This is a genomic window from Parvularcula oceani, from assembly GCF_000733125.1.
GTDB lineage: Bacteria > Pseudomonadota > Alphaproteobacteria > Caulobacterales > Parvularculaceae > Parvularcula > Parvularcula oceani.
In genome coordinates, this window is sequence record NZ_JPHU01000008.1 from 91,560 (window position 1) to 115,807 (window position 24,248).

16 protein-coding genes are annotated in these 24,248 nt (G+C 67.1%); 10 read left to right on the forward strand and 6 right to left on the reverse strand.

Annotation, left to right across the window (positions count from 1 at the left end; genetic code table 11):
* Positions 1–323 precede the first annotated feature (323 nt).
* Both IE88_RS18965 and IE88_RS0110050 read left to right on the forward strand, forming a co-directional pair.
* On the forward strand, positions 324–545 hold the full coding sequence (locus tag IE88_RS18965) for a DUF2497 domain-containing protein (protein WP_420330133.1): 222 nt from the start codon (positions 324–326) through the stop codon (positions 543–545).
* A gap of 79 nt (positions 546–624) precedes the next feature.
* Entirely contained in the window at positions 625–3,630 is a 3,006-nt protein-coding gene (locus IE88_RS0110050; RefSeq protein WP_031553888.1) for a valine--tRNA ligase, read from the forward strand.
* A gap of 16 nt (positions 3,631–3,646) precedes the next feature.
* Here IE88_RS0110050 and IE88_RS0110055 read toward each other — a convergent pair whose 3' ends face one another.
* Positions 3,647–4,165 carry a chalcone isomerase family protein gene (locus IE88_RS0110055; RefSeq protein ID WP_162178332.1) on the reverse strand — a complete coding sequence of 173 codons (519 nt, stop codon included), beginning with the start codon at positions 4,163–4,165 and terminating at the stop codon, positions 3,647–3,649.
* A 317-nt stretch (positions 4,166–4,482) separates the two neighbouring features.
* On the opposite strand from IE88_RS0110055, the gene katG reads away from it, so the two are divergent.
* From katG to IE88_RS0110090, 6 genes are all read left to right on the forward strand, one after another.
* On the forward strand, positions 4,483–6,669 hold the full coding sequence (gene katG, locus IE88_RS0110060) for a catalase/peroxidase HPI (RefSeq protein WP_031553894.1): 2,187 nt from the start codon (positions 4,483–4,485) through the stop codon (positions 6,667–6,669).
* Between the two features lie 193 nt (positions 6,670–6,862).
* Entirely contained in the window at positions 6,863–8,302 is a 1,440-nt protein-coding gene (locus tag IE88_RS0110065) for a cytochrome ubiquinol oxidase subunit I (RefSeq protein ID WP_051881878.1), read from the forward strand.
* Positions 8,303–8,313: 11 nt separating this feature from the next.
* Complete coding sequence (gene cydB / locus IE88_RS0110070) at positions 8,314–9,327, forward strand: cytochrome d ubiquinol oxidase subunit II (protein WP_031553898.1); 1,014 nt, start codon at positions 8,314–8,316, stop codon at positions 9,325–9,327.
* A 184-nt stretch (positions 9,328–9,511) separates the two neighbouring features.
* On the forward strand, positions 9,512–10,456 hold the full coding sequence (locus tag IE88_RS0110080; protein ID WP_051881882.1) for an aldose epimerase family protein: 945 nt from the start codon (positions 9,512–9,514) through the stop codon (positions 10,454–10,456).
* Positions 10,457–10,567: 111 nt separating this feature from the next.
* Positions 10,568–12,019, forward strand: coding sequence for a sugar porter family MFS transporter (locus IE88_RS0110085; protein WP_081871591.1), 1,452 nt, complete (start codon positions 10,568–10,570; stop codon positions 12,017–12,019).
* Positions 12,016–12,708, forward strand: coding sequence for a DUF6445 family protein (locus IE88_RS0110090; protein ID WP_031553903.1), 693 nt, complete (start codon positions 12,016–12,018; stop codon positions 12,706–12,708). Before IE88_RS0110085 ends, IE88_RS0110090 begins: the two co-directional genes overlap by 4 nt.
* Positions 12,709–12,712: 4 nt before the next feature.
* On the opposite strand, the gene IE88_RS0110095 is transcribed toward IE88_RS0110090, so the two are convergent.
* Positions 12,713–15,244, reverse strand: a complete 2,532-nt coding sequence (locus IE88_RS0110095) for a glycoside hydrolase family 3 protein (protein WP_031553904.1) — start codon at positions 15,242–15,244, stop codon at positions 12,713–12,715.
* A 202-nt stretch (positions 15,245–15,446) separates the two neighbouring features.
* Here IE88_RS0110095 and IE88_RS0110100 point away from each other — a divergent pair, with 202 nt between their 5' ends.
* Positions 15,447–17,294, forward strand: a complete 1,848-nt coding sequence (locus IE88_RS0110100; protein ID WP_202900482.1) for a glycoside hydrolase family 9 protein — start codon at positions 15,447–15,449, stop codon at positions 17,292–17,294.
* A 27-nt stretch (positions 17,295–17,321) separates the two neighbouring features.
* On the opposite strand, the gene IE88_RS0110105 is transcribed toward IE88_RS0110100, so the two are convergent.
* From IE88_RS0110105 to IE88_RS0110120, 4 genes are all read right to left on the reverse strand, one after another.
* A complete protein-coding gene (locus IE88_RS0110105) occupies positions 17,322–18,356 on the reverse strand; it encodes a LacI family DNA-binding transcriptional regulator (RefSeq protein WP_031553908.1) in 1,035 nt (344 codons plus the stop codon).
* A 103-nt stretch (positions 18,357–18,459) separates the two neighbouring features.
* Positions 18,460–19,770: a xylose isomerase gene (xylA, locus tag IE88_RS0110110; protein WP_031553909.1), complete on the reverse strand. Its 1,311-nt coding sequence runs from the start codon at positions 19,768–19,770 to the stop codon at positions 18,460–18,462.
* Entirely contained in the window at positions 19,770–21,224 is a 1,455-nt protein-coding gene (xylB, locus tag IE88_RS0110115; protein ID WP_031553912.1) for a xylulokinase, read from the reverse strand. Before xylB ends, xylA begins: the two co-directional genes overlap by 1 nt.
* Positions 21,225–21,248: 24 nt before the next feature.
* The gene (locus tag IE88_RS0110120; protein ID WP_031553916.1) at positions 21,249–22,388 is read right to left on the reverse strand and encodes an endo-1,4-beta-xylanase; all 1,140 of its coding nucleotides are present in this window, start codon (positions 22,386–22,388) and stop codon (positions 21,249–21,251) included.
* Positions 22,389–22,520: 132 nt separating this feature from the next.
* Here IE88_RS0110120 and IE88_RS0110125 point away from each other — a divergent pair, with 132 nt between their 5' ends.
* Complete coding sequence (locus IE88_RS0110125) at positions 22,521–24,248, forward strand: glycoside hydrolase family 43 protein (RefSeq protein WP_081871593.1); 1,728 nt, start codon at positions 22,521–22,523, stop codon at positions 24,246–24,248.

The following is a 24,248-nucleotide window of genomic DNA, read 5'->3' on the forward strand; positions in this document are numbered from 1 at the left end:
AGCAGGCGGCCGGCGGCGAACCGGCGGCCCAGATCCGCGAGCAGGCGCGCGCGGACGACCAGCCCGAGCCCGAGGCGGCCGCCGCGCCCGAGGCGAAGCAGGAGGCGCCTGCGGACGAGCTCGATGATTTCGCGCCGCTGCCCGAAGACGAGCCGAGCTCCGGCTCGACCATGGAGTCCGCCGCGGTCGCCCATGAGCAGGGCGAGGTGCACGATTCGACCTATGACGAAGGGCCCGTCGAACAGCCCGCAGCCGAAGCGCGCAAGGATGCCAGCCGCGCCGCAGAAGCGCTGAAGCCGCTGACCCAGGCCGCTGCCGAGAGCATGAAGAGCGCGATCAGCGAGAACTCGGCGAGCAAGATCGCCAGCGCCTTCGGCACGCTGGAGGAGAATGTCCGCATCTCCTCGTCCTCCAGCCACACGATCGAGGATATGGTCCAGGCCATGCTCGCCCCGATGATCGACGCCTGGCTCGACCGGAACCTGCCGCGCATCGTGGAGGAGAAGGTCGAGGAGGAAGTGCGCCGCATCGCGCGCCGCCGCTGACACGCAGGCGAAATCAGGGGTGTCGCCAGACCCCCGGCTGAGACTATAGGAGGGCCCTCTTGGAAGGGCCCTTTTTGCTATGCCGTTGCCGAAGCAGTTCGATTCCGCCGATGTCGAATCCCGCCTCTACGAGGCATGGGAGAAGGGAGGCTGTTTCAAGCCCTCGGGCAAGGGCGAGCCGTTCTGCGTCGTGATCCCGCCGCCCAATGTGACGGGCAGCCTGCATATGGGCCACGCGCTCAACACCACGCTCCAGGACATCCTCGTCCGCTTCGAGCGGATGCGCGGCAAGGATGTCCTCTGGCAGGTGGGCACGGACCATGCCGGGATCGCGACCCAGATGGTGGTCGAGCGGCAGATGGCGGAGAAGGGCGAGAAGCGCACGGACCTCTCCCGCGAGGAGTTCATCGAGCGCGTCTGGGAATGGAAGGCCGAAAGCGGCGGCAAGATCCAGAACCAGTTCCGACGCCTCGGCGCCTCCGTCGACTGGTCGCGCGAACGCTTCACCATGGATGAGGGCCTGTCGGCCGCCGTCCGCAAGGTCTTCGTCCAGCTCTACGAGGAAGGCCTCATCTACCGCGCCAAGCGGCTCGTGAACTGGGACCCCAAGCTCGTCACCGCGATCTCCGACCTCGAGGTCGAGACGCGCGAGGTCCAGGGCCACATGTGGCACGTGAAGTACCCGCTGGCCGGCGGCGAGACCTACGAATATGTTGAGACGGACGCGGACGGCAACGAGACGCTGCGCGAAACGCGCGACTACATCGCCATCGCGACGACAAGGCCCGAGACCATCCTCGGCGACGGCGCGGTCGCGGTGCACCCGGACGATCAGCGCTACGCGCCGCTGGTGGGCAAGCTCTGCGAGGTCCCGGTCGGGCCGAAGGAACATCGCCGCCTGATCCCGATCATCACGGACGAATATCCCGATCCCGACTTCGGCTCGGGCGCGGTGAAGATCACCGGCGCGCATGACCAGAACGATTACGGCGTCGCAAAAAGGGCAGGGATTCCGCTCTACCGCCTGATGGACGAGCACGCGTCTATGCGCGCCGACGGCGCGCCCTATGCCGAAGAGGTCGAGAAGGCGGCCGCCCTGCGCGATCAGGATGGCGAACCCGACGAGGCAGCGGTCGACGCGATCAACCTCGTCCCGGACGATTTGCGTGGCCTCGACCGCTACGGGGCCCGATGGGAAGTAATCGGCCAGTGCGAAGCCGAAGGCACGCTGATCCGCGTCGAGGACAAGACCATCCAGCAGCCCTTCGGCGACCGCTCCGGCGTCGTGATCGAACCCATGCTGACGGATCAGTGGTGGGTCGACGCGGAGAAGATGGCCGGCCCCGCCATCGAGGCCGTCCGCTCGGGCAAGACCCGCTTCGTCCCGGAAAACTGGGACAAGACCTACTATCAGTGGATGGAGAACATCGAGCCTTGGTGCATCAGCCGCCAGCTCTGGTGGGGGCATCGGGTTCCGGTTTGGTATGGACCCTCTCTACGGAAGAGTATGGGCAAACCTTCGTCCGACGCCCTAGAGCAATGGAAACGCGGCGAACTGTCGATGGAAGACATGCTAATGAGTGGCGAAGGGCCAGAACGCATGATTCCAGATCACGGGACGAAGAAAGTGTTCTGTGCAGAGTCATCGGAAAAGGCCTTCGCGATGATGCGAGAGTATTATCCGACGGATTACCAGATCGGTACGGTTGAGCTCGAAGGCAGGTCGATCGACGATATCGTTCATCAGCTTGCGGAAAAGGGTAGGCCGAACCTAATTCCTGTCTACCAGGACGAGGACGTCCTAGACACCTGGTTCTCCTCCGCTCTCTGGCCGTTCTCCACCCTCGGCTGGCCGGAAGAGACCTCGGAACTCGAACGCTTCTACCCCACCGCCGCCCTCTCGACCGCCTTCGACATCATCTTCTTCTGGGTCGCCCGGATGATGATGATGGGCCTGCACTTCCAAAAGGAAGTGCCGTTCAAGGAGGTCTATATCCACGCCATCGTGCGGGACGAGCACGGACAGAAGATGTCCAAGTCCAAGGGCAATGTCGTCGACCCGCTCGGCTGGATGGACACATACGGCACGGACGCGCTGCGCTTCTGCCTCGCGGCGCAGGCGACGCAGGGGCGCGACCTGAACCTGTCCGAGCAGCGTGTCGAAGGCTACCGGAACTTCCGGACCAAGATCTGGAACGCTGCCCGCTTCGTCGAGATGAACGAGGCTTCCGTTCCCGAAGGCTTCGATCCCGCCGCCCTCAAACTCCCCCTCAACCGCTGGATCGCGCATGAGGCGACCGAGGCGCGGGCGCAGGTCACTTCGGCGCTCGAAGCCTACCGGTTCGACGATGCGGCGCAGGCGGCCTATCGCTTCACCTGGAACCTCTATTGCGACTGGGCGCTGGAGCTGTCCAAGCCGATCCTGAACGGCGAGGACGCGGCGGCGAAGGAAGAGACCAAGGCGACGCTCGCCTGGGCGCTGGACCGCATCCTCGTCCTCCTGCACCCCTTCATGCCCTTCGTCACCGAAGAGCTCTGGGCGCAGACGGGCGAGCGGGACGGCTTCCTCATGCTCGAGGATTGGTCTGCGCCCGACCTGCGCGACGAGGCGGCGGCGGGCGATGTCCGCTTCGCCATCGACCTGATCTCGGAAATCCGTTCGCTCAGGGCCGAGATGAACGTCCCGCCCTCGGCCCGCCTCCCGCTCGTCGCCCTCGGCGCCGATGCGGAAACGCAGCGCCGGCTGAAGGATCAGGCGCCGGCCCTCCGCCAGCTCGCCCGGATCGAGGACATCACGCTAGCCGACACCCCGCCCCAAGGCGCGGCGCAGATCGTCACCGGCGGCGTCACCTATGCGCTGCCCGTGGCCGAGCACATCGACCTTTCGGCCGAACTCGCCCGCCTCGAAAAGGAAATCGGCAAGACCGAAAGCGAGATCGGCAAGATCGACAACAAGCTCGCCAACGAGAAATTCGTCTCCCGCGCCCCCAAGGAGGTCGTGGACGAGCAGCATACGCGCCGCGCGGATTTCACCGCGACGCTGGAGAAGCTGCAGGCGGCGAAGGCGCGGCTCGAAGCGATGTAGAGGGAAGGGCGGAGCCTCAGCCCAGCGCGCATTCGCCGCCGAGGATCTCCGCCTTCAGCCCCTTGGAGATCGGCTCCTCGCCGAACCACATGTCGGAGATCGCATCGAAGGTCGCGCGCTCGGGCAGGACCATCAGCGCGATGCCGTCCACGGCCATCTCCGTCCGGTCGAGCTTCGGCAGATAGGCGATCTCGACCCGGCTCTTGGGCTGGATCAGCGCGAAGGCCGCATCGATCTGTGCGATCGTCTCCTCGTCGAGCGTCCGCGCCAGCTTGGGCGGCCAGTCATCGGGCAGGCCGTCGGGCATCTCTCCTTCGTGCAGGACCTCCATCACGATCATCTCTCCGCCATCCCGCTCGAACAGGGCGAGATTGTAGAGGTCGTGCCACAGGACGGAGCGCTTGGCGCATCCCACGAGATCATAGCCGGCAGCATGGATGACCGGTTCGTTCTCCGGCCCCGCATCGCGTTCATCGGCCTGGGCGGCGAAGGTGGCGGCGGCGGCGGCCAGACTCGCCATCAGGAAGAGGCGCATGTCGCTCTCCATCGGTCCGCTGATATTCCTGCGGCGAACAGTCGCCCGCTGCAGGAGTTCGCACGCTCACGCAACCGCGATGCTGCAGCGCAACGAACCTTCGCCGCCCGGCCTGTGCGATGGGGGCGGCGAGGCGCAAGCTGTTCATTGCCGGAACCGATCGCGCGCAGCCATGACAGGGGCGTCGCCGGCATCGAAAATTTCGATGCTTCTTATGTGTATCATTCGTTTTTGTCGGAGGGGCTGCCGGGCCTAGCTTCCCCCTAGCGCGCGGGCCGAGCCCGGAGCGGAACAGCGATCAGGGATGGAGATTGGATATGGACGGCGAAGCAAGATGCCCGGTGATCCACGGCGGGATCAGCGTCAAGGGCCGGCAGAACCGGGATTGGTGGCCCAAATCCCTCGACCTCAGCATCCTGACGCATGGCGGCATCTCACCGAGCCCGCAGGACCCGGATTTCGATTACGCCGAGGCGTTCAGCAAGCTGGACCTTCAGGCGGTCAAGGATGACCTGCACGCGCTGATGACGGACTCGAAGGAGTGGTGGCCGGCCGATTACGGGCATTACGGACCCTTCTTCATCCGCATGGCCTGGCATGCGGCGGGCACGTACCGGATGAGCGACGGCCGCGGCGGCGCGTCCTCCGGCGCGCAGCGCTTCGCGCCGCTCAATTCGTGGCCGGACAACGCCAATCTCGACAAGGCGCGGCGCCTTCTCTGGCCGATCAAGCAGAAATACGGGAATTCGCTGTCCTGGGCGGACCTCCTGGTCCTGACCGGCAATGTCGCGCTCGAATCGATGGGCTTCAAGACCTTCGGCTTCGGCGGCGGCCGCGAGGACATCTATGAGCCGGAAACGGACGTCTATTGGGGCACCGAGGCCGAATGGCTCGGCGAGAACGACCGCTATTCGGGCGATCGCTACCTCGAGCAGCCGCTCGCGGCCAGCAATATGGGCCTCATTTACGTCAACCCCGAAGGCCCGAGCGGCAAGCCGGACCCGGCCGCCGCGGCGCACGATATCCGCGTCACCTTCGGCCGCATGGCGATGAACGACGAGGAGACGGTCGCGCTGGTCGCCGGCGGCCACACCTTCGGCAAGTGCCACGGGGCCGCGGATGCGGTCGTCGGCGCCGAGCCCGAAGGCGCGGATATCGCGGCGCAGGGCTTTGGCTGGACCAATGAGACGGGCACCGGCCATGGCGGGCACACCATGACCTCCGGCCTCGAAGGCCCGTGGACGCCCGAGCCCATCAAGTGGGACATGGGCTATTTCGAGCAGCTCTTCGAATATGAGTACGAGCTGACCAAGAGCCCCGCCGGCCACTGGCAGTACGCGCCCGTGAACCTCAAGGACGAGGACCGCGCGCCCGACGCTCATGATCAGGGCAAGAAAGTCCCGACCATGATGCTGACGACCGACCTCTCGATGAAGGTCGATCCCTCCTACGAGCAGATCTCGCGCCGGTTCTATCAGAACCCCGACGAGTTCGCCGATGCCTTCGCCCGCGCCTGGTTCAAGCTGACCCACCGCGACATGGGTCCCAAGGTCCGTTATCTCGGGCCGGAAGTGCCCCAGGAAGACCTGATCTGGCAGGACCCGATTCCGGCCGTCGACCATGACCTCGTGGACGCTTCGGACATCAAGGCCCTCAAGGCGCAGATCCTCGACAGCGGTCTTTCCATTGCCGACCTCGTCTTCGTCGCCTGGGCCTCGGCCTCGACCTATCGGGACAGCGACAAGCGCGGCGGCGCCAATGGCGCGCGCATCCGCCTCGCGCCGCAGAAGGACTGGGAAGCCAACGATCCCCAGCGTCTCGCTCAGGTCCTCGCCAAGCTCGAGGGGGTCCAGTCGGACTTCAACGCCAAGCAGTCCGGCGGCAAGAAGGTTTCTCTTGCGGACCTCATCGTCCTCGGCGGCTCGGCCGCGGTCGAGAAGGCGGCGCGCGATGCGGGCTATGATGTCGAAGTGCCCTTCACGCCGGGCCGCATGGACGCGACCGCGGAGATGACGGATTCGGAATCCTTCGAGCCGCTCGAGCCGGGCGCGGATGCCTTCCGCAACTATGTCCACGCCGACCACACGGTCCCGACCGAGGAACTGATGGTCGACCGGGCCCGCCTGATGACGCTCAGCGTGCCGGAAACCACCGTGCTGATCGGCGGGCTCCGCGTGCTCGAGGCCAATCAGGGCGGCACGAAGGACGGCGTGTTCACCGACCGTCCGGGCCAGCTGACCAACGACTTCTTCGTCAACCTGCTCGACATGGGCGTGGCGTGGAAGGAGAAGACCGACGAGCAGAAGGAATTCGTCGGCACCGACCGGGCGACGGGCGAGCACAAGTGGACTGCGAGCCGGGTGGACCTCGTCTTCGGCTCCAACTCCCAGCTCCGCTCGCTGGCGGAACACTATGCGCAGGACGACTCGAAAGAGAAATTCGTGCGCGACTTCATCGCGGCCTGGGTCAAGGTGATGGAGCTCGATCGCTTCGACGCGAAGTAAGACAGGCCTTGGGAGGCGGCCGGACGGCCGCTTCCCCTATCGCGAGATCCGCCCCTGCGCCGTGACGGGTGCAGGGGCATGCCTTTCTTTTTCGGCTGCTTTGCCGCATTGAGCGCGGAGAAGCCGCTCGCCATCTGCGCCATGCCGGGCGGGGGTCTTCGCCGCAGCCGCGTCGCCGAGAGGAAGGCCTTTCATGCTCTCCAGCTTCGATCCGGTGATCCTCGCGCGGATCCAGTTCGCCTTCACCGTCTCCTTCCACTTCCTGTTTCCGGCATTCTCGATCGGGCTGGCGAGCTTTCTCGCCGTGCTCAACGGCCTCTATCTGAAGACGAAGAACGAGGCCTATCTCCGGCTCTTCCAGTTCTGGGTGAAGATCTTCGCCATCGGCTTCGCCATGGGCGTCGTCTCCGGCATCACCATGTCCTACCAGTTCGGCACAAACTGGTCGGTCTTCTCGGATGTCGCGGGTCCCGTGATCGGGCCGCTCATGGCCTATGAGGTGCTGACGGCCTTCTTCCTCGAGGCCGGGTTCCTGGGGATCATGCTGTTCGGGCGCGACCGTGTCGGGCCGACCCTGCACATGGTGGCGGTGCTCGCCGTCGCGGTCGGCACGGCGATCTCGGCCACGTGGATCCTGTCGGTGAACAGCTGGATGCACACGCCGCAGGGCTTCGAGGTCGCCGAGAACGGGCAGTACATCCCGACGGACTGGCTTGAAGTGATCTTCACGCCCTCCTTCCCGTACCGCCTCGCGCACACGCTGACGGCGGCCTATCTGACGACGGCCTTCATCGTCGGCGGTGTGGGCGCCTGGCACCTCCTCAAGGGGCGCAGGGACAATCCCGGTGTCCGCACCATGTTCTCGATGGCGATGTGGATGGCGGCGCTCGTCGCCCCGCTCCAGATCGTCCTCGGCGACATGCACGGCCTCAACACCCTCGAATACCAGCCCCAGAAGGTCATGGCGATGGAGGGGCACTATGAGAGCCACCCCGACGGCGCACCGCTCTATCTCTTCGGCATTCCCGACGACGAGAATCAGGAACTCGATTACGCCATCGGAATTCCCAAGCTCAGCTCGCTGATCCTGAAGCACCATCTCGACGCGCCGCTCGCCGGGCTCGACACCATCCCCGACGACGAGCAGCCGCCGGTCTCCATCGTCTTCTGGTCGTTCCGCATCATGGTGGGCCTCGGATTCCTGATGCTCGGCGTCGGCATGTTCAGCCTGTGGGCGCGCTTCCGGGGCTCGCTCTTCACCAACAAATGGCTTCACCGCTTCGCGCTGGCGATGGCGCCTTCGGGCCTCGTCGCCGTCATCGCCGGATGGGTGACGACCGAGGTCGGACGGCAGCCCTACACGGTCTACAACATGCTGCGGACGACGGATTCGGTCAGCCCGCTCGGTGCGCCTGCGGTGGGCACCTCGCTGATGTTCTTCATCCTCGTCTATTTCATCGTGTTCGGGGCGGGGACCTTCTACATCCTGCGCCTGATGGCGCATGCCCCCGAGGCCGGCGAGCCCGGCCTCACCAAGGCGGACGGTCCCGTCAGGACGGCCGGCATCACGCCGGGCGTCGAGGAAGATCCCGAGCGGTTCCTGCATCCCGAAGAGACGACCGAAGAACGCTAAGGAGAGGCGGCATGGATATCAGCTTCGATCTCACCGTCGCATGGGCCGTGCTCCTGGTGCTCTCGGTCTTCATCTATGTCGTCCTCGACGGCTTCGATCTCGGGGTCGGCATCCTGTTCTCGGCCTTCCATGAGCGGCGGGAGCGGGACGTGCTGATGAATTCGGTCGCCCCCGTCTGGGACGGCAACGAGACCTGGCTGATCCTTGGCGGCGGCGGGCTCTTCGCAGCCTTCCCGCTCGCCTACGCGATCATCATGCCGGCGCTCTATGCGCCGATCATCGCCATGCTGCTCGCCCTGATCTTCCGAGGCGTGGCCTTCGAAGCGCGCTGGCGGACCGAGCGGGCGAAGAAGTGGTGGGACAGGGGCTTCATCGCCGGATCGGTCGTCGCCGCCTTCGCCCAGGGCGTCGCGCTCGGCGCGCTCCTGCAGGGGATCGAGGTGGAAGGCCGCGCCTATGCCGGCGGCTGGTATGACTGGCTGTCCTGGTTCTCGGTCATCACCGGCCTGGCGCTCGTCGCCGGTTACGGCCTTCTCGGCGCCACCTGGCTCGTGATGAAAACCGATGGCGACATCCAGGAGAAGGCGCGAAGCCTCGCCTGGGGCTTCGGCATCGCCACTGTCGGCTTCATCGTGGTCGTCAGCGCCTTCACGCCTTTCCTCGAAGCCTCCTATGCCCAGCGCTGGTTCGAGATGCCCGGCATCCTGCTGGCCGCGCCCGTGCCGCTCGCCATCGCGGCGATGGCGGTGCTGATGTTCCGCAGCCTCGCCATCCACAAGCACGAATACAGGCCTTTCGTTCTGGCGCTTCTTCTCTTCGCGCTCTGCTTTGCGGGGCTCGGGATCTCCATGTATCCCTTCATCATCCCGACCGAGGTCACGATCTGGGACGCGGCGACGCCGTGGATCAGCCAGATCTTCATGTTCGTCGGCGCGGTGATCCTGATCCCGATCATCCTCGCCTATACGGGCTACGCCTACTGGGTGTTCCGCGGAAAGATCGATCCCGAAAAGGGCTATCACTGATGGCGCAGCTGCCCGGGCCGGTGCGCAAGGGCTTGTGGTTCGTCGGCCTGTGGTGCGCGGGCGTGCTGGCGGTGACGGTCGTCGCCTATGCGATCCGCGCCGCCATATTGTGAGGCGCCCGCCCGCAGGGCTCGACAGCGGATGACGGAACGGAATAGCCCTTGAGCGCCAGCAGCAGGCGAGGGTGTCCGTGCTCCACGAGATCAAGTCCGAATCACTCGCCGTCACGATCGCGGATTATGGCGGACGCCTCGCGCGGATCGTGTATGGCGGCGGATCGTCTGCGACCGATGTCCTGCTCGGGCACGAGGACGAGGCGGCCTATCGCGACGATCCGCATTTCCTCGGCGCGACGCTCGGGCGGTTCGCCAACAGGATCGGCGGCGCCCGCTTCGAACTCGAAGGAGAGGCCTTCCGTCTCGACGCGAACGAGCACGGCAATACGCTGCATGGCGGGGCGGGCGGCTTTCACGCGAAGAGCTGGAGCGTCGAGGCGAAGGAGCGGCACAGGCTCGTCCTGCAGCTCGTCAGTCCCGATGGCGATCAGGGCTTTCCCGGCAGGCTTTGCGTGCGCACGCGTTTCTCGGTCGAAGGGGGCACTCTCACCGTCTCCTACGAGGCGCAGACCGACCGGCCCACCCCGATCAGCCTCAGCCAGCATCCCTATTTCAACCTCGGCGGCGCAGGTTGCGGCACGGTCGAGGACCACGCCGTCTCGATCGCCTCCGGCAGGATCGTGGTGGTGGACGATGAGGGCATCCCGACAGGCGATGTCCAAGCGGTCGACGATACCGTTTTCGATCTACGCCGCCCGGTCCGGCTGGGCGAAGTGCTGCCGCGCCCGGCGCCCGTCGGCTTCGATCACTGCTATCTCGGCGCAGGCGAGGGGGTGCGCGCCGAGGTCGTTCATGCGCCGAGCGGACGGCGGCTCCGCCTCGCCTCGGACCAGCCTGCATTGCAGTTCTATACGGGCGGGAAGCTCGATGGCGGCTTCATGCCCTTTGGCGGGCTCTGCCTCGAGCCGCAGGATGTTCCCGATGCGCCGAACCAGTCCGCCTTCGCCGCGACGATCCTGCGGCCGGGCGGAACCTATCGCCGCTCGATCCGCTATTCGTTCGACGAGATATGAGGACATTGCCGCGAATGCCCGCTACGCATCGGCTTGTCGCGCCGAAGTGAACGGTGATAGCGTTATCAGCTACAGCCGCCCGAGAGCGGCCACTGGGGTAGGGAACGAGAAATGAGCACAACGACCGGTCAAACCGGGGCCGCCGAACCCGCAGGAGCCGCCCACCCGGCGGCGCATGTCCTGACAGAGCCGAATACCGGCGCCATCATCCTGATCGCTCTGGTGGCGACGCTGGGCGGGTTCCTGTTCGGCTTCGACTCGGGTGTCATCAACGGCACGGTCGATGGGCTCCAGACCGCCTTCGCCTCCTCCAGCGTCGGCACCGGCTTCTCCGTGGCCTCCATGCTTCTGGGATCTGCCGCCGGCGCTCTGGCGGCGGGCCGACTTGCCGATGCCTTCGGTCGCCGCGCCATGCTCATGGTCGCGGCCGTCCTGTTCATCATCTCGGCCTGGGGGTCGGGCGTCTCGGGCGGTGTCGCGGAATTCGTGTTCTATCGCGTGCTCGGCGGTCTCGCCGTCGGCGCGGCCTCGGTGATGTCGCCTGCCTATATCGCCGAGATCGCGCCCGCACGCTATCGCGGCGCGCTCGCCACGACGCAGCAGATCGCCATCGTCGCGGGCCTCTTCATCGCCTTCTTGTCGAACTATCTTCTCGCGGGCGCAGCGGGCGGCAGCACGGCTGAGTTCGCTCTCGGCTTCGAGACCTGGCGCTGGATGTTCTGGGTCGAGCTTCTGCCGGCGACGATCTTCCTGCTCGCGCTCTTCGCGATCCCCGAGAGCCCGCGCTATCTCGTGGCGAAGGGCCGCTCCGACGAGGCGCGCGGCGTTCTCGACCGCCTGTTCCGCGGCGGCGCGGGAGCCAAGGTCGCCGAGATCGAGCGCACGCTCGCCCGCGATCACCGTCCGCGCTTCTCCGACATGACGCTGGGCGGCAAGGTGCGTCCCATCGTGTGGGTCGGCATCGGCCTCGCCGTCTTCCAGCAGCTCGTCGGCATCAACGTCATCTTCTACTACGGCGCCGTCCTCTGGCAGTCCGCCGGCTTCACCGAATCCGACGCGCTCCTGCAGAACGTGCTGACCGGCGGTTCGGGCATCCTCGCCGTGCTGCTCTGCCTCGCAATGGTCGACCGCGTCGGCCGCAAGCCGCTCCTCTTCTGGGGGTCGGTCGGCATGGCGGTCGCGCTCGGCGTGATGGCCTTCGCCTTTTCCACCGGCGAACTTGGCGCCAGCGGCCTCGAGATGTCGTCGAGCATGGGCCTGACCGCGCTGATCGCCGGCCTCGTCTACGCCTTCGTCTTCAACCTCTCCTGGGGTCCGGTGATGTGGGTGCTGCTCGGCGAGATGTTCCCGAACCAGTTCCGCGGTTCGGCGCTCGCCGTGGCGGGCCTCGCGCAGTGGCTCGCCAACTTCCTCGTCACCATGACCTTCCCGATCATGCTGAACTCGATCGGGCTGGCGCCGACCTATGGCATCTACTGCTTCTTCTCGGTGGTCTCGGCCTTCTTCGTGGCGCGCGCCGTGCGGGAGACCCGCGGCCTCGAGCTCGAAGAGATGGCCGGGTGACGCAGCGGCAGGCGCCTTCGATCCGTGCAATCGGACGCGAGCGCTTGCCTCTCTTCCTCGCCGACGAGGCGCTGCCGGATCCGCAGCGCCTCGTCCTAGCGGCGCAAGCCGCAAGCTTCGCCAGGAACGGACCCTACTATCCCGGCATTCGGGCGGCTGCGCCCGCAGGCTATGCCGCAGGGCTCGCTGAGGCGCTGCGCAGGCCGGTCTGCGCGATGATGGGCTGGAGCGCCGATACCCGCCTCGAGACCGCGTCCTGCGACTTCTCTCTCGTCACGACCCCGCCCCGGGACCTCGCGCTCATCCAGCGCCTGCCTCACTTCGATGGCACGGACGGCGAGGTGGTGGCGGTCCTGCACTATCTCTGCGGACCCGAGCATGGCGGCACCGCCTTCTACCGCCATCTCAGCACCGGCTTCGAGCGGGTGACGGAAGACCGGCACGCGGCCTATGATGCAGCGCTGCGGCAGGATCTAGCTGATCATGGCGAGCCGGGGCCGAGCTATCGCGGCGCCTCCGACGACATCTTCGAACGCCATGCGCGGGTGGAGTGCGTCTTCAACCGGTTGATCGCCTATTCCGGCACGACCCTGCATTCCGGGCTCGTGCCGGAGGGCCATGGGCTATCAGCCGCCCCTGAAGAGGGGCGGCTGACGGTGAATACGTTCCTGCGACGCGCGAGCGCCTGACGGCTCAATCCTCCGGACAGGCCATGCCGGCTTCGGTCGGCACCAGCGTCACATCCGAGACCGTGACCGTCGCTTCGCCCTCGGCCGCGAGGACGAAGGGCGCGGCCATCTCGCTCAGGTCGGCGCCTGCCTCCGCAAAGCAGGTGAGCCGCGCGGTAACGTCCTGCCACTCTCCCGCTTCGCCCAGGGGCAGGGTGAACAGCCCTTCGCCCATGCCGTAGCGGATGGGGGCTTCAGGCTGCTCGTCATAGCGATAGGAGACGCGCAGTCCGATATCGGCATTGGCCTCGCGCTGCCAGTCGACGGGCTGCGCATGCACGACGAAGCGGGCAGGGGCCGAGCCGTCCCATTGCAGGCGGATCGAGTCTTCCTGCGCATCGCGGTCCGTGCGCGACAGAGCGAGCGACCCGTCGGGGCTCATCGCAGTGGCATCCGAAACCAGCATGTCGCCTTCTGCCGAGGACAGGGTCATCCGGCGGCCGCCGCGGGCATCGCCTTCGGCCAGGATGGTGTTGGCGTCGGCGCCGGCCACTTCGTAGTCCTCGCGCAGTTCCGCCAAGGTGCCGTCATCGCCGTAGGTGAGGCCGTAGCCATAGGCGAAGAGGGGGGCGTAATCCGCATCCCCGACATTGAGCATGGCCTGATCGGGCCGCTTCGGCCAGGAAAAGGAGAGGCGTCCCGTAAAGTCCTGCCGCGGCTCGCCGTCCTGGCTGCCGACCAGAACATCCGCGATGCCGCCGCCTTCACTTCCCGGCAGCCAAGCCGCGACGAAGGCGTCGGAGGCGTTGAGTTCGGGGTTCACCCACATCGGCCTGCCCGACAGGAACACCGACACGACCGGGATCCCGTCCGCCTGAAGGCGGCGCATCGTCTCGAGCGCGGTCTCGTCGGCGAAGTTCAGGTCCTCGCGGTCGCCGCGGAATTCCGCGTAGGGATCCTCGCCGAAGACCACCACGGCGACATCCGGCTCCTCTTCATAGGAGCCGTCCTCGCTGAGAACGGCTTCGCCGCCCGCTTCGCCGATCGCCGCTTCCAGGCCTTCCCAGATCGTCTGGGCGTTCGGGAAGTCCTCGCGGCTGTTCCCGTCGCCCTGCCAGCTCAGGGTCCAGCCGCCGGTCTGCTTGCCGAGATCGTTCGCGCCGTCGCCCGCGACCAGAACGCGCATATCGCCGGCGATGGGCAGGACGCCCTCGTTCTTGAGGAGGACGAGCGACTTGCGCACCGATTCGCGGGCCAGCGCCCTGTGCTCGGGCGAGCCGAGCCGGTCGAAGTCTCCGGCGAGAGGCCGCTCTGAGGGGCGTCCGCGCTCGGGCAGGCCCGCCCGCAGCTTGACCCGGAGGATGCGGGCGACGGCTTCATCGAGCCGCTCCTGCGTGATCTCGCCGGACTGCGCGGCTGCGAGCGTCGTCTCGTAGAGGCCCTTCCAGCTATCGGGCGCCATGAACATGTCGAGACCGGCATTGAAGGAGGCCGGGCAGTCGGTGGGCGTGCAGCCCGCAACCTGGCCGTGGCCGTTCCAGTCGCCGACGACGAAGCCATCAAAACCCATCTGGTCGACTAGCACGTCGGAGAGCAGCGCCTCGTAGCCGTGCATCTTCTGGCCGCGCCAGCTCGAGAACGAGGCCATGACCGTCTGCACGCCCGCCTCGATCGCCGGTGCGTAGCCCGCGCCGTGAATGTCGCGCAGCTCTTCTTCGGTGGCGACCGTCTCGCCCTGATCGACGCCGTCGCGCGTCCCGCCGTCACCGAGGAAGTGCTTGGCGGTGGCCAAGACCTTGTCCGGGCCGAGAAACGCCTCGGTGTTCGGATCGCCCTGCAGGCCCCGCACCATCGCATCGGCATAGGCGGCCACGATCTCGGGCGCCTCGGAATAGCCCTCATAGGTCCGGCCCCAGCGGTCATTGCGCGGCGTCGCAAGGGTGGGGGCGAAGGTCCAGTCGAGGCCCGTGGCGGCGATCTCCGCCGCCGTGGCGGCGCCGATCCTCTCGATCATCTCGGGGTCGCGCGCGGCGCCGAGGCCGATATTGTGCGGAAAGATCGTCGCGCCGACGATATTGGAGTGACCATGCACGGCATCGGTGCCCCACAGGACCGGGATGCCTTCGCCGTCGGGACCGACCGAGGCATCCCAGAACGCGTCCGCCAGTTCGACCCAGTCGGCGGGATCGGCGCGCAGGTCGCCGCCGGGAGCCGAATTGCCGCCATTGAGGATCGAGCCGAGCTTGTATTGCCTGACGTCCTCGGGCGTGACCGAGCCGATATCGCCCTGGATGATCTGGCCCACCTTCTCTTCGAGCGTCATCGCGGCGAGAAGGCGCTCCACCTCTGCTTCGATCTCGGGGTCGTCGGCGACGGGACTCTGGACCGCCGGCCACGCCTCGGGATGAACGTCGGGCGCGCCGGAGGCGGAGCCGTCCGTCTGCGCCGGCTGCATGGCATTCGCCGAGGTGGCGACCTTGGCTTCGCCGCAGCCGGTCGCCGCCAGCGCGATGGCGCCGGTCGTCATCAGGAGGCGCAGCCGCCTCGCCTTGCTCATGTCCATACATCCTCCCGTAGGCACCGGCCCATGGCCGGGCTCTGTTCTGTTAGGGCTATCACCTTACCGTAACTCATCCTCCGGCCTGCGCAATCGACCGCGCGCAGCCGCAGCCGACGCCTTGCCGCCCCGCAGGCACAGCGGCAGAGTGAGCGCTAACAACGAAGCGCGAAAAGAGCCTCGAGCGGGCCGGGAGGATCGGGTGGGATCATCGAAGCGGAATCTGTGGCTGGCGGGGACGGTGCTCGGCTTGAGCGGAATATCCCTCGCCAGTGCCGCGGCGGCGCAGGAGGCGGCCGCGCTGCATGCCAACCAGGCCGGCTACCTGCCGGGCGGGGCGAAGGAGGCGACGCTCGTGGCGGCGTCGGACGCGCCGCTCGAGTGGACACTGCGGGACGCGCGTGGCGGGACGGTCGCGAGCGGGCAGACCGAGCCTTTCGGCCCGGACGCCGCCTCCGGCCAGTCGGTGCACATTATCGATTTCTCCGCTGCCGATGCGACGGGAGAGGGCTTCGTCCTTGCGGCGGGCGGGGCGCAAAGCGAGCCCTTCGCGATCGAGGACGGGATCTACGGAAACCTCGCTGCCGATGCGCTCGCCTTCTTCTATCACCAGCGCGCCGGCGCCCCTGTCGAGGCCGCTCTCGTGGGCGAGGAATGGGCGCGGCCCGCAGGCCATTCGCCGGACATCACCCGCTGCGTTCGCACCGATCACCGCGGCAATGACTGGGGCGGCTGCCCTTATGAGCTCGATGTCTCCAAGGGCTGGTACGATGCGGGCGACCACGGAAAATACGTCGTCAATGGCGGCATCGCGGCGTGGACGCTGATGAACTACGCCGAACGGGCGGATGGCGGCGTGGCGGACGGCGAGGCCGCGCTGCCCGAAGCGGGGAACGGCGTTCCCGACCTTCTCGACGAGGCGCGGTGGGAGATGGACTTCCTCCTCTCCATGCAGGTGCCGGAGGGGACGTCCCTGCGCCTGCCCCTCGGCGATCAGGGCGGGAAAGAGACCCTGACGCTCACGCAGGTCGATGCCTCGGGCATGGCGCACCACAAGGTCGGCGATTCGGCATGGACCGGCCTCCCCCTGCCGCCGCAAGATGCGCCGGATGACCGGGTCGTCAACTATCCCTCGACGGCCGCGACGCTGAACCTCGCGGCGACGGCCGCCCAGTGCGCCCGGGTCTTCGACGGCGTGGACGACGCCTATGCCGGGACCTGCCTCGAAGCGGCGCGCCGCGCCTATGACGCCGCCAGACGCGTCCCGGACGCCTTCGCGACGGAGGTGCTCGAAGGCGGCAGCGGCGCCTATGGCGATACGAATGTCGAGGACGAGTTCTACTGGGCCGCGGCCGAGCTCTACGCGGCGACCGGCGAGGCGGCATATGCGGAGGACATGCGCAGCTCGCGCTTCTTCCTCGCCGTCCCCCGGCCGGGGGTGCGTGACATCGCATGGCCGACCGTCGAGGCGCTCGGCACCCTGTCCCTTCTGACCGCCGGCGCCTTGGACGAGGACGAGCGCGCAAGGGCCGAGGAGAAGCTGATATCGGTTGCCGACGCCTTCCTCGCGGAAGCCGAAGAGCAGGGCTACGGCGTGCCCTTCGACCGCAGCTATGTCTGGGGCTCGAATGGCGACATGGCGAACCGGGGCATGGTCCTCGGCTACGCCTACGACCTGACCGGCGAGATGCGCTATCGCAACGGCGTTCTCGGCGTCACCGACTATCTGCTCGGCCGCAATCCGCTCGGCTTCTCCTATATCGCCGGCTATGGCGAGAATGCGCTGCGCCAGCCGCACCACCGCTTCTGGATGGGCGCGGTGGAGGAGGGACTCCCGCTTCCGCCCGCAGGCGCTCTGGCCGGCGGGCCGAACGAGACCGGCTCGGGCGACGAGGTGACCAAGGCGCTGGTGGCCGAAGGCTGCGCCCCGATGGCCTGCTATCGAGACGACTACCGCGCCTATGCGCTGAACGAAGTGGCCATCAACTGGAACGCGCCCCTGTTCTGGATCGCGGCCTTCCTGTCCGAGGACGTGCAGGACCGCTCCTAGGGGCGGCGCCTCGCGCCGATAAGGCGCTCAGGAAGCGGGCGGGGCCACCGAGTCCCGCTCGACCAGCTCGAAGTCGAGCACGATGGCGCGGCGTTCCTGCCCATCCTCGCCCAGCAGGTCGACGGCGCAGGCCGCCATGTCGGCGATAGGCTGGCGGATGGTGGTCAGGCTCGGCCAGATGGTCCGCGCCATCTCCGTGTCGTCGAAGCCCGCGACCGACAGATCCTCCGGCACGCGCAGGGCTGCCCTGTGCGCGGCGGCGATCACTCCGGCCGCCATGTCGTCATTCGCCGCGAAGATCGCGGTCGGCGGCTCTTCGAGGGCGAGCAGCCGTTCCGTCGCCTCCATGCCCGACCGATAGGTGAAGGCGCCGGGCACGATCAGTTCCGAACGGAAGGGCTGTCCCGCCTCGCGAAGCGCCCGCTCATAGCCCTGCATGCGGATATCCGGAGCGAGCTGGGTGTCCGGGCCGCTGACGAAGCCGATGCGTTCATGGCCGAGGCGCAGGAGCTGGCCGGTCATCGCATGGGCCGCGGCCTCTTCGTCGATCGCCACCCGGCGCGCTCCCGTTCCCGTCTCGGCGGGCGTGATCAGGACGCAGGGAATGCCCGCTGCCCGCAGAGCCTCGATCAGAGGAGCGTTCTCGCTGAGCGGCGGCGCGACGAGTAAGCCGTCGAGCCCGCCCTCGCGGAGCCGCTCGGCGACCCGTTCGGGCTCCTCGACGTCTCCGTCCGACAGCTCTTCGACCACCAGGTGGTGGCCGCCGCTGCGGCAGCTCTTGAGCGCTCCGATCAGGAGCTCTCCGAGATAGCCGCTGCTGGGGTTGTTGTAGGTCAGGCCGATGAAGAGCGAGCGGCCACCGGCTAGGCTGCGCGCGACGAGGTTCGGCCGGTAATTCAGCTCGGTGATCGCGGCGCGAACGCGTTCCCGCGTCTCCTGCCGGACGATGTCAGGCGAATTCAGGACGCGGCTGACGGTCATCTGAGAGACGCCCGCTCGTTCCGCGACCTCCTTGAGTGTGGGTTGAGAACGCCGGGTCAGCGTATCGGTGTCGTTCCTCACGATGCGCTCGACGCTCTCCTCGGCTTGTCTACGGGTGGCGGTCCGCCACCCGTAGACTTTGCAGCCGTCATCTTGCCGAAGCAACAGCGAGGGGAGGGCGCCCTCAGACGTAGTTGGCTACAAACGTTTCCAAACGTTCCTGGCGGCCGGACCGCGGTTTCGGATCGAGATTTTCCGACAGCGCGCGGTCGGCGAGCGAGTCGAGCGTGGCGTCGTTCCGGATGAAGCGCCCGAGATCGCCGTCCCAGCCCGCATAGCGTTCCTTGATGAAGGCGTCCGCCTCGCCGTTCTCGAGAATTGCGGCAGCCGAAAGAAGGCCCTTCGCCAGCGCGTCCATCCCGCCGATATGGCCGAAATAGAGGTCCTCGGCGTCGATCGACTGGCGGCGGACCTTGGAGTCGAAGTTGAAGCCGCCGGTCTCGAAGCCGCCATTGCGCAGCATGTGGATCATGGTGCGGGTGATGTCGACGGGATCGTTCCAGAACTGGTCGGTGTCCCAGCCGTTCTGCGGATCGCCGCGGTTCGCATCGACCGAACCGAAGATGCCGAGCGCATAGGCCGCCGCGACCTCGTGGTCCATCGGCAGGCCGGCGAGCGTCGCGTGGTTGGTCTCGATATTGACCTTCACGTCCTCGAGGAGGTCGTAGCGTTCGAGGAAGCCGTACACCGTGGCGACGTCGCGGTCGTATTGATGCTTGGTCGGCTCGTGCGGCTTGGGCTCGATCAGGATCGGGCCGCTAAGGCCGATCTTGTGCTTGTAGTCCACCGCCATGGACAGCATGCGCGCATACTGGTCCATCTCGCGGCCGAGATCGGTGTTCAGGAGGGTGTCATAGCCCTCGCGGCCGCCCCAGAAGACGTAGTTGGCGCCGCCGAGGCGCTTGGTGGCGTCCATCATCTGGCGCACCTGCACGGCGGCGCAGGCGAAGACTTCCGGGTCGGGGTTGGTCGCGCCGCCCGCCATATAGCGCGGATGGCTGAAGAGGTTGGCCGTGCCCCAGAGGAGCTTCTTGCCGGTCTCTTCCATCTTGGCTTCGAGCGGATCGAGAATGCGGGCGAGGTTCTCGGTATGCTCCTTCATCGTCTCCGCCGGAGCCATGACGTCGACGTCATGGAAGGCGAAGAAGGGCAGGCCGAGGCGGGAGAAGAACTCGAAGGCCGCATCGAGCTTCGCTTCGGCGCCTTCCTGCCCGTCGAGCTTGTGCCAGGGGCGGTCGAACGTGCCCGCGCCGAAGACGTCGAAGCCGTTCCAGGCGAAGCTGTGCCAGTAGCAGACCGAGGGGCGCAGATGCTCCTCCATGGTCTTGCCCATCACGACGCGGTCCTTGTCGTAATAGCGGAAGGCGAAGGGATCGTCCGTTTCGGGACCCTTGTACTGCACGGGCTCTACGCCGGCGTAATAGTCTTTGCTCATCAGTCGTCTCCTCTCGGAAGAATGTCGCGGGTTTGCGCGTAGAGGGCCGAGAAGCGCTTGCGCTTTTCGGCCAGGAGCCGGACGTCGGCCGGGTCTGGGGTGACCGTCTCGACGACGGGCGGCGGGGCGAGAACGCTCGCCTCGTTCCCGCCCGCGCAGAGCTGGGCGAGGCGGGCGGCGCCATAGGCCGGTCCGACCTCCGCGTCGCGGCGATAGACCAGCGGACGGCCGAGCGCGGCCGCGAGGATGCGGCCCCAATAGGCAGAGCGCGAGCCGCCGCCGATGACGGTGATCTGTTCGACGGCGCTGGCGCTGTCGAGCGCGGAGAGCCCGTCGGCGAAGGCCATGGCCACGCCTTCGAGCACGGATTGCGCGACCTGCTCGGGGCCGGTGTCGTGGTCCATGCCGAAGAGGACGCCGCGGGCATGGGGGTCGTTATGGGGCGTCCGCTCGCCCGAAAGATAGGGCAGGAAGAGGAGCGGCGAATCGAGGCGGCCATAGCGCTCTGCGCCCGCCACCGCCTCGCCCGCGTCGTGAACGCCCGTCATGCGCGCCGCCCAGTCGAGGCAGGAGGCGGCCGAGAGCATGACCGTCATCTCGTGCCAGCGGCCGGGCAAAGCGTGGCAGAAGGCGTGGACGCCGCTTTCGGGATTGGGGGCGAAGCTGTCGCCGGCGGCGAAGAGGACGCCCGACGTGCCGAGCGACAAAAAGGCATCGCCCTGTCCGGTCACGCCGACGCCGACCGCGCCCGCCGCATTGTCGCCGCCGCCGCCCGCGACCGGGACCTCTTCCATGCCCCAGCCCTTCGCGATCTCAGGCAGGAGGGTGCCGGTGGCCTCGGATCCTTCGAACAGCTCGGGCATATGCGCCGTCGTGAGGCCGGTGGCGTCCAGCATCTCGTCCGACCAGGCGCGCTTGCCGACATTCAGCCAGGACGTGCCCGAAGCATCGGACTGATCGGTTGCGTATCCGCCTGTCATCAGGAGGCGGACATAATCCTTGGGCAGGAGCACCTTGCGGACGGCCGCGAAGATTTCGGGCTCGTGCTCGGCGACCCAGAGAAGCTTGGGCGCGGTGAAGCCGGGGAAGATGAGGTTCCCCGTCAGCTCGCGCGAGCGGGGCTCGCGGCGCTCCAGCTCCTCGCATTGCGCGGCGCTGCGCCCGTCATTCCACAGGATGGCGGGACGCAGGACCGCGTCGTTCTCGCCGAGCAGCGTCGCGCCGTGCATCTGGCCCGACAGGCCGACAGCCTCGACCTTGGCGCGGCGCTCGGCAGTCAGGCTGCGCACCGCCTCGTCGGTCGCGCGCCACCAGTCGGCCGGGTCCTGCTCGGACCACAGGGGCTGCGGCCGCGACACGGTGAGCGGCGCCACCGCCTGCTCGATGACATCGCCATCGGCATTGGTGACGACGACCTTCACGCCGGACGTGCCGACATCGATTCCTAGAAACATGGCGCAGCCTCCTCAGCGGCGAATTCAGGCCCGGTCGGGTGCGGCGCGCAGGGCGGCGGCGACCGCCTCGCGCATCGGCTTCGCCTGGTAATTCGAATCGTAGAGCGTCGGACGCTTCTCGACATCGTCCTCGCGCGGCATGAAGCCCTGGAGCCAGCTGTGTTTGTCGACCATGCCCCATGCCAGCAATTCCTTGGTCTGAGGGTAGGACAGCATGAGGTCGAGATAGTCTCTCGTATAGCTCGCGATCAGGCGGTCCCGCATCTCGATGTCCGGTCCGAGATCGGTGTCGTTCACGTCGAATTCGGTCAGATAGATGTCGAGGCCCATGCCCACGACCTCGTCCACGAAGGCGCGCCAGGCGCGCTGCTTTTCCGGCGTGTATTCGTTCGGCATGTCCTCGTTCGAATGGGACTGGATGCCGAGCGCATCGATGGGCGCGCCGTTCGAGATGAGACGTTCGAGCAGGCGCAACACGCCGGTGCGGTGGGTCTCGTGTCCGCCCTCCCACGACATGTAGTCGTTATAGGCGAGGGTGGCGCCGGGCGCCGCTTCCTTGGCGGCGAAGAAGGCGTAGTCGATGGCCTCCGGCCCCATCGCCCGCGTAAACGGCGTCTCGCGCAGCTCGCCCGTCGCGGGGTCGACGGCTTCGTTGATCGCGTCCCAGGAATAGATGAAGGGACTGTAGCGGCCCGCGACGCGGCCGATATAGCTGTCGAGGAAGGCTTCCGCTTCGCCAGCGGTCGCGAATTCGGTCTCGTTGAGCCAGTCGGGCAGCCAGCGCGGATGCGACCAGATAAGGGTGTGTCCCCGCATGCCGAGGCCGTTATCCTGCGCGAAATCCGCCAGCGCATCGCCGGGCGCGAAGTTCCACGCATCGGGCTGCGGCAGGATCGTGTAGAGCTTGTGCGCGTTCTCCGCGACGAGGACGCCGCATTCGCGCCGGACGATTTCGAGGTAGCGCAGATCGTCGAGCTGCCCCGCGCTCATCGCCGTGCCGAAGCGGAGGCCCTTGGCCTGCGCTAGCTCGTGCAGGGGAACGAAGGCATCGGTGCCGGCCACGCCCTCAGGCGAAACGGGGCCCGGGGTCTGTCCCGCACAGGCCGCGGCGACGGCCGAACCGCCAAGAAGCGTCAGAGCCTGCCGCCGGGTGAAGCGTGTCATGCGGAACCTCCCATGGTCCGGCGGCTTGATCCGCCGTGTCTGCCGCGCGTCCTGTTCCACCGGCGCACGATTGTGTTAGCGCTACCACCGGGAAGGTCGCCGCGTCCAGAGCGATCACCAGAGGAGCGTACCATGCAGACATCCGTTTATGCCTTGAGCCTGCTTCCCTTGATCGGCCTCGCCGCCTGCCAGGCGGACGGATTTCAGGCCGAAGAGAGGACGGGGCAGGATATCGCGGAAGATGTCCTGACTGCCCGCTTCGACAGCTTCACCTATGAGGGGACGGTGCCCGATGGGCTGCCGGAGCCGGAGGCGGGGCAATACCGCAACCCAGTCCTCAGCGGCTTCTATCCCGACCCCAGCATCACCAAGGGCGAGGACGCCTATTACCTCGTCACCTCGACCTTCGCCTATTTCCCCGGCCTCCCGGTCTTCCGCAGCACCGACCTCGTCAACTGGGAGCAGGTCGGCAATGTGATCGACCGGCCCGGCATGCTCGACTTCGACGGCCTCGGCCTGTCGCGCGGCGTCTTCGCGCCGACGATCGAATACGAGGACGGCACCTATTACGTCGCCAATACCTGCGTCGATTGCGGGGGCAATTTCATCGTGACGGCGGAGGACCCGGCAGGGCCGTGGTCCGATCCGATCTGGCTGCCCGAAGTCGGCGGCATCGATCCGAGCGTCTTCTTCGATGAGGACGGCAAGGTCTATGTCATCAACAATGACGCGCCGGAGGGCGAGCCGCGCTATGAGGGGCACCGCGCCATCTGGATCCGGGAAGTGGACCCGGAGACCTTCCAGTCGATTTCCGAGCCGCAGGTCCTGCTCGACGGCGGCGTGCGGCCCGAAGAGAATCCGATCTGGATCGAGGGCCCGCACATCTACAATATCGACGGCCGCTATTATCTCTGGGCGGCAGAAGGCGGCACGGCCGTCAATCACAGCCAGGTGGTCCTGCGCTCTGACGACGTGCTGGGGCCGTATGTGCCCTATGAGGACAATCCGATCCTGACCCAGCGGCACCTGCCGGCGGACAGGCCGAACCCGATCACCTCGGTCGGCCATGCCGATCTCGTCCAGGACGACGAAGGCGGATGGTGGGCGACCTTCCTCGGCGTGCGGCCCTACGAGGGCGACACCTACAATACCGGTCGCGAGACCTTCCTGATGCCCGTGCGCTGGGAAGACGGGTGGCCGGTCATGGTGCAGGGCGACGAGCAGGTGCCTTACGTCGCCGACCGCCCGGCGCTGCCCGAAGGGGAAGCGCCATCCGTGCCCATCTCCGGCAGCTTCACGCTGGGAGAAGACCTCGAGGGACCGCTCGAGCCTTACTGGATGACCGTGCGCGTTCCGGACGAGGACTGGTATGCGGTGGAGGATGGCGCGCTGGTCATCGAGGCGCGGGACGAGCGGCTCGGCGACAAGGCCCAGCCTTCCGTCCTCGTCAGGCGCCAGCAGCATCGAAGCGCGGCCGCGCAGACCGAGATGACCTTCACGCCGCGGGATAGCGGGGACGAAGCGGGCCTCCTCGTCATGCAGAGCGACGAGTATTACTACGCTCTCGGCCTCGGCCTGGACGAGGCGGGCGAGCCGGTCGTTCGCCTCCGCCGCCGCGCCGGGCCCGGCATGGATGAGCGGGGCGAGGTCATCGCGAGCACGGCCTATGAGGGCGCGCCCGGCGCGCCCCTCGACCTGCGCATCGCGGCCGATGACGGAGATTACGATTTCGCCTTCCGGCCCGCGGGCGGTGAGTGGCAAGTCATCGAAGAGGATGCCGACGGCACGATCCTGTCCACGCGGGTCGCGGGCGGTTTCGTCGGCGCCACCTTCGGCATGTATGCCGAGGGCGGCGAGTAG

Bases quoted from the DNA above. Each gene is read 5' to 3' on its own strand.
- IE88_RS18965 (WP_420330133.1), top strand. From the start codon at position 324: ATGAAGAGCGCGATCAGCGAGAACTCGGCGAGCAAGATCGCCAGCGCC.
- IE88_RS0110050 (WP_031553888.1), top strand. From the start codon at position 625: ATGCCGTTGCCGAAGCAGTTCGATTCCGCCGATGTCGAATCCCGCCTC.
- IE88_RS0110055 (WP_162178332.1), bottom strand. From the start codon at position 4,165: ATGCGCCTCTTCCTGATGGCGAGTCTGGCCGCCGCCGCCGCCACCTTC.
- katG (WP_031553894.1), top strand. From the start codon at position 4,483: ATGGACGGCGAAGCAAGATGCCCGGTGATCCACGGCGGGATCAGCGTC.
- IE88_RS0110065 (WP_051881878.1), top strand. From the start codon at position 6,863: ATGCTCTCCAGCTTCGATCCGGTGATCCTCGCGCGGATCCAGTTCGCC.
- cydB (WP_031553898.1), top strand. From the start codon at position 8,314: ATGGATATCAGCTTCGATCTCACCGTCGCATGGGCCGTGCTCCTGGTG.
- IE88_RS0110085 (WP_081871591.1), top strand. From the start codon at position 10,568: ATGAGCACAACGACCGGTCAAACCGGGGCCGCCGAACCCGCAGGAGCC.
- IE88_RS0110095 (WP_031553904.1), bottom strand. From the start codon at position 15,244: ATGAGCAAGGCGAGGCGGCTGCGCCTCCTGATGACGACCGGCGCCATC.
- xylA (WP_031553909.1), bottom strand. From the start codon at position 19,770: ATGAGCAAAGACTATTACGCCGGCGTAGAGCCCGTGCAGTACAAGGGT.
- xylB (WP_031553912.1), bottom strand. From the start codon at position 21,224: ATGTTTCTAGGAATCGATGTCGGCACGTCCGGCGTGAAGGTCGTCGTC.
- IE88_RS0110120 (WP_031553916.1), bottom strand. From the start codon at position 22,388: ATGACACGCTTCACCCGGCGGCAGGCTCTGACGCTTCTTGGCGGTTCG.
- IE88_RS0110125 (WP_081871593.1), top strand. From the start codon at position 22,521: ATGCAGACATCCGTTTATGCCTTGAGCCTGCTTCCCTTGATCGGCCTC.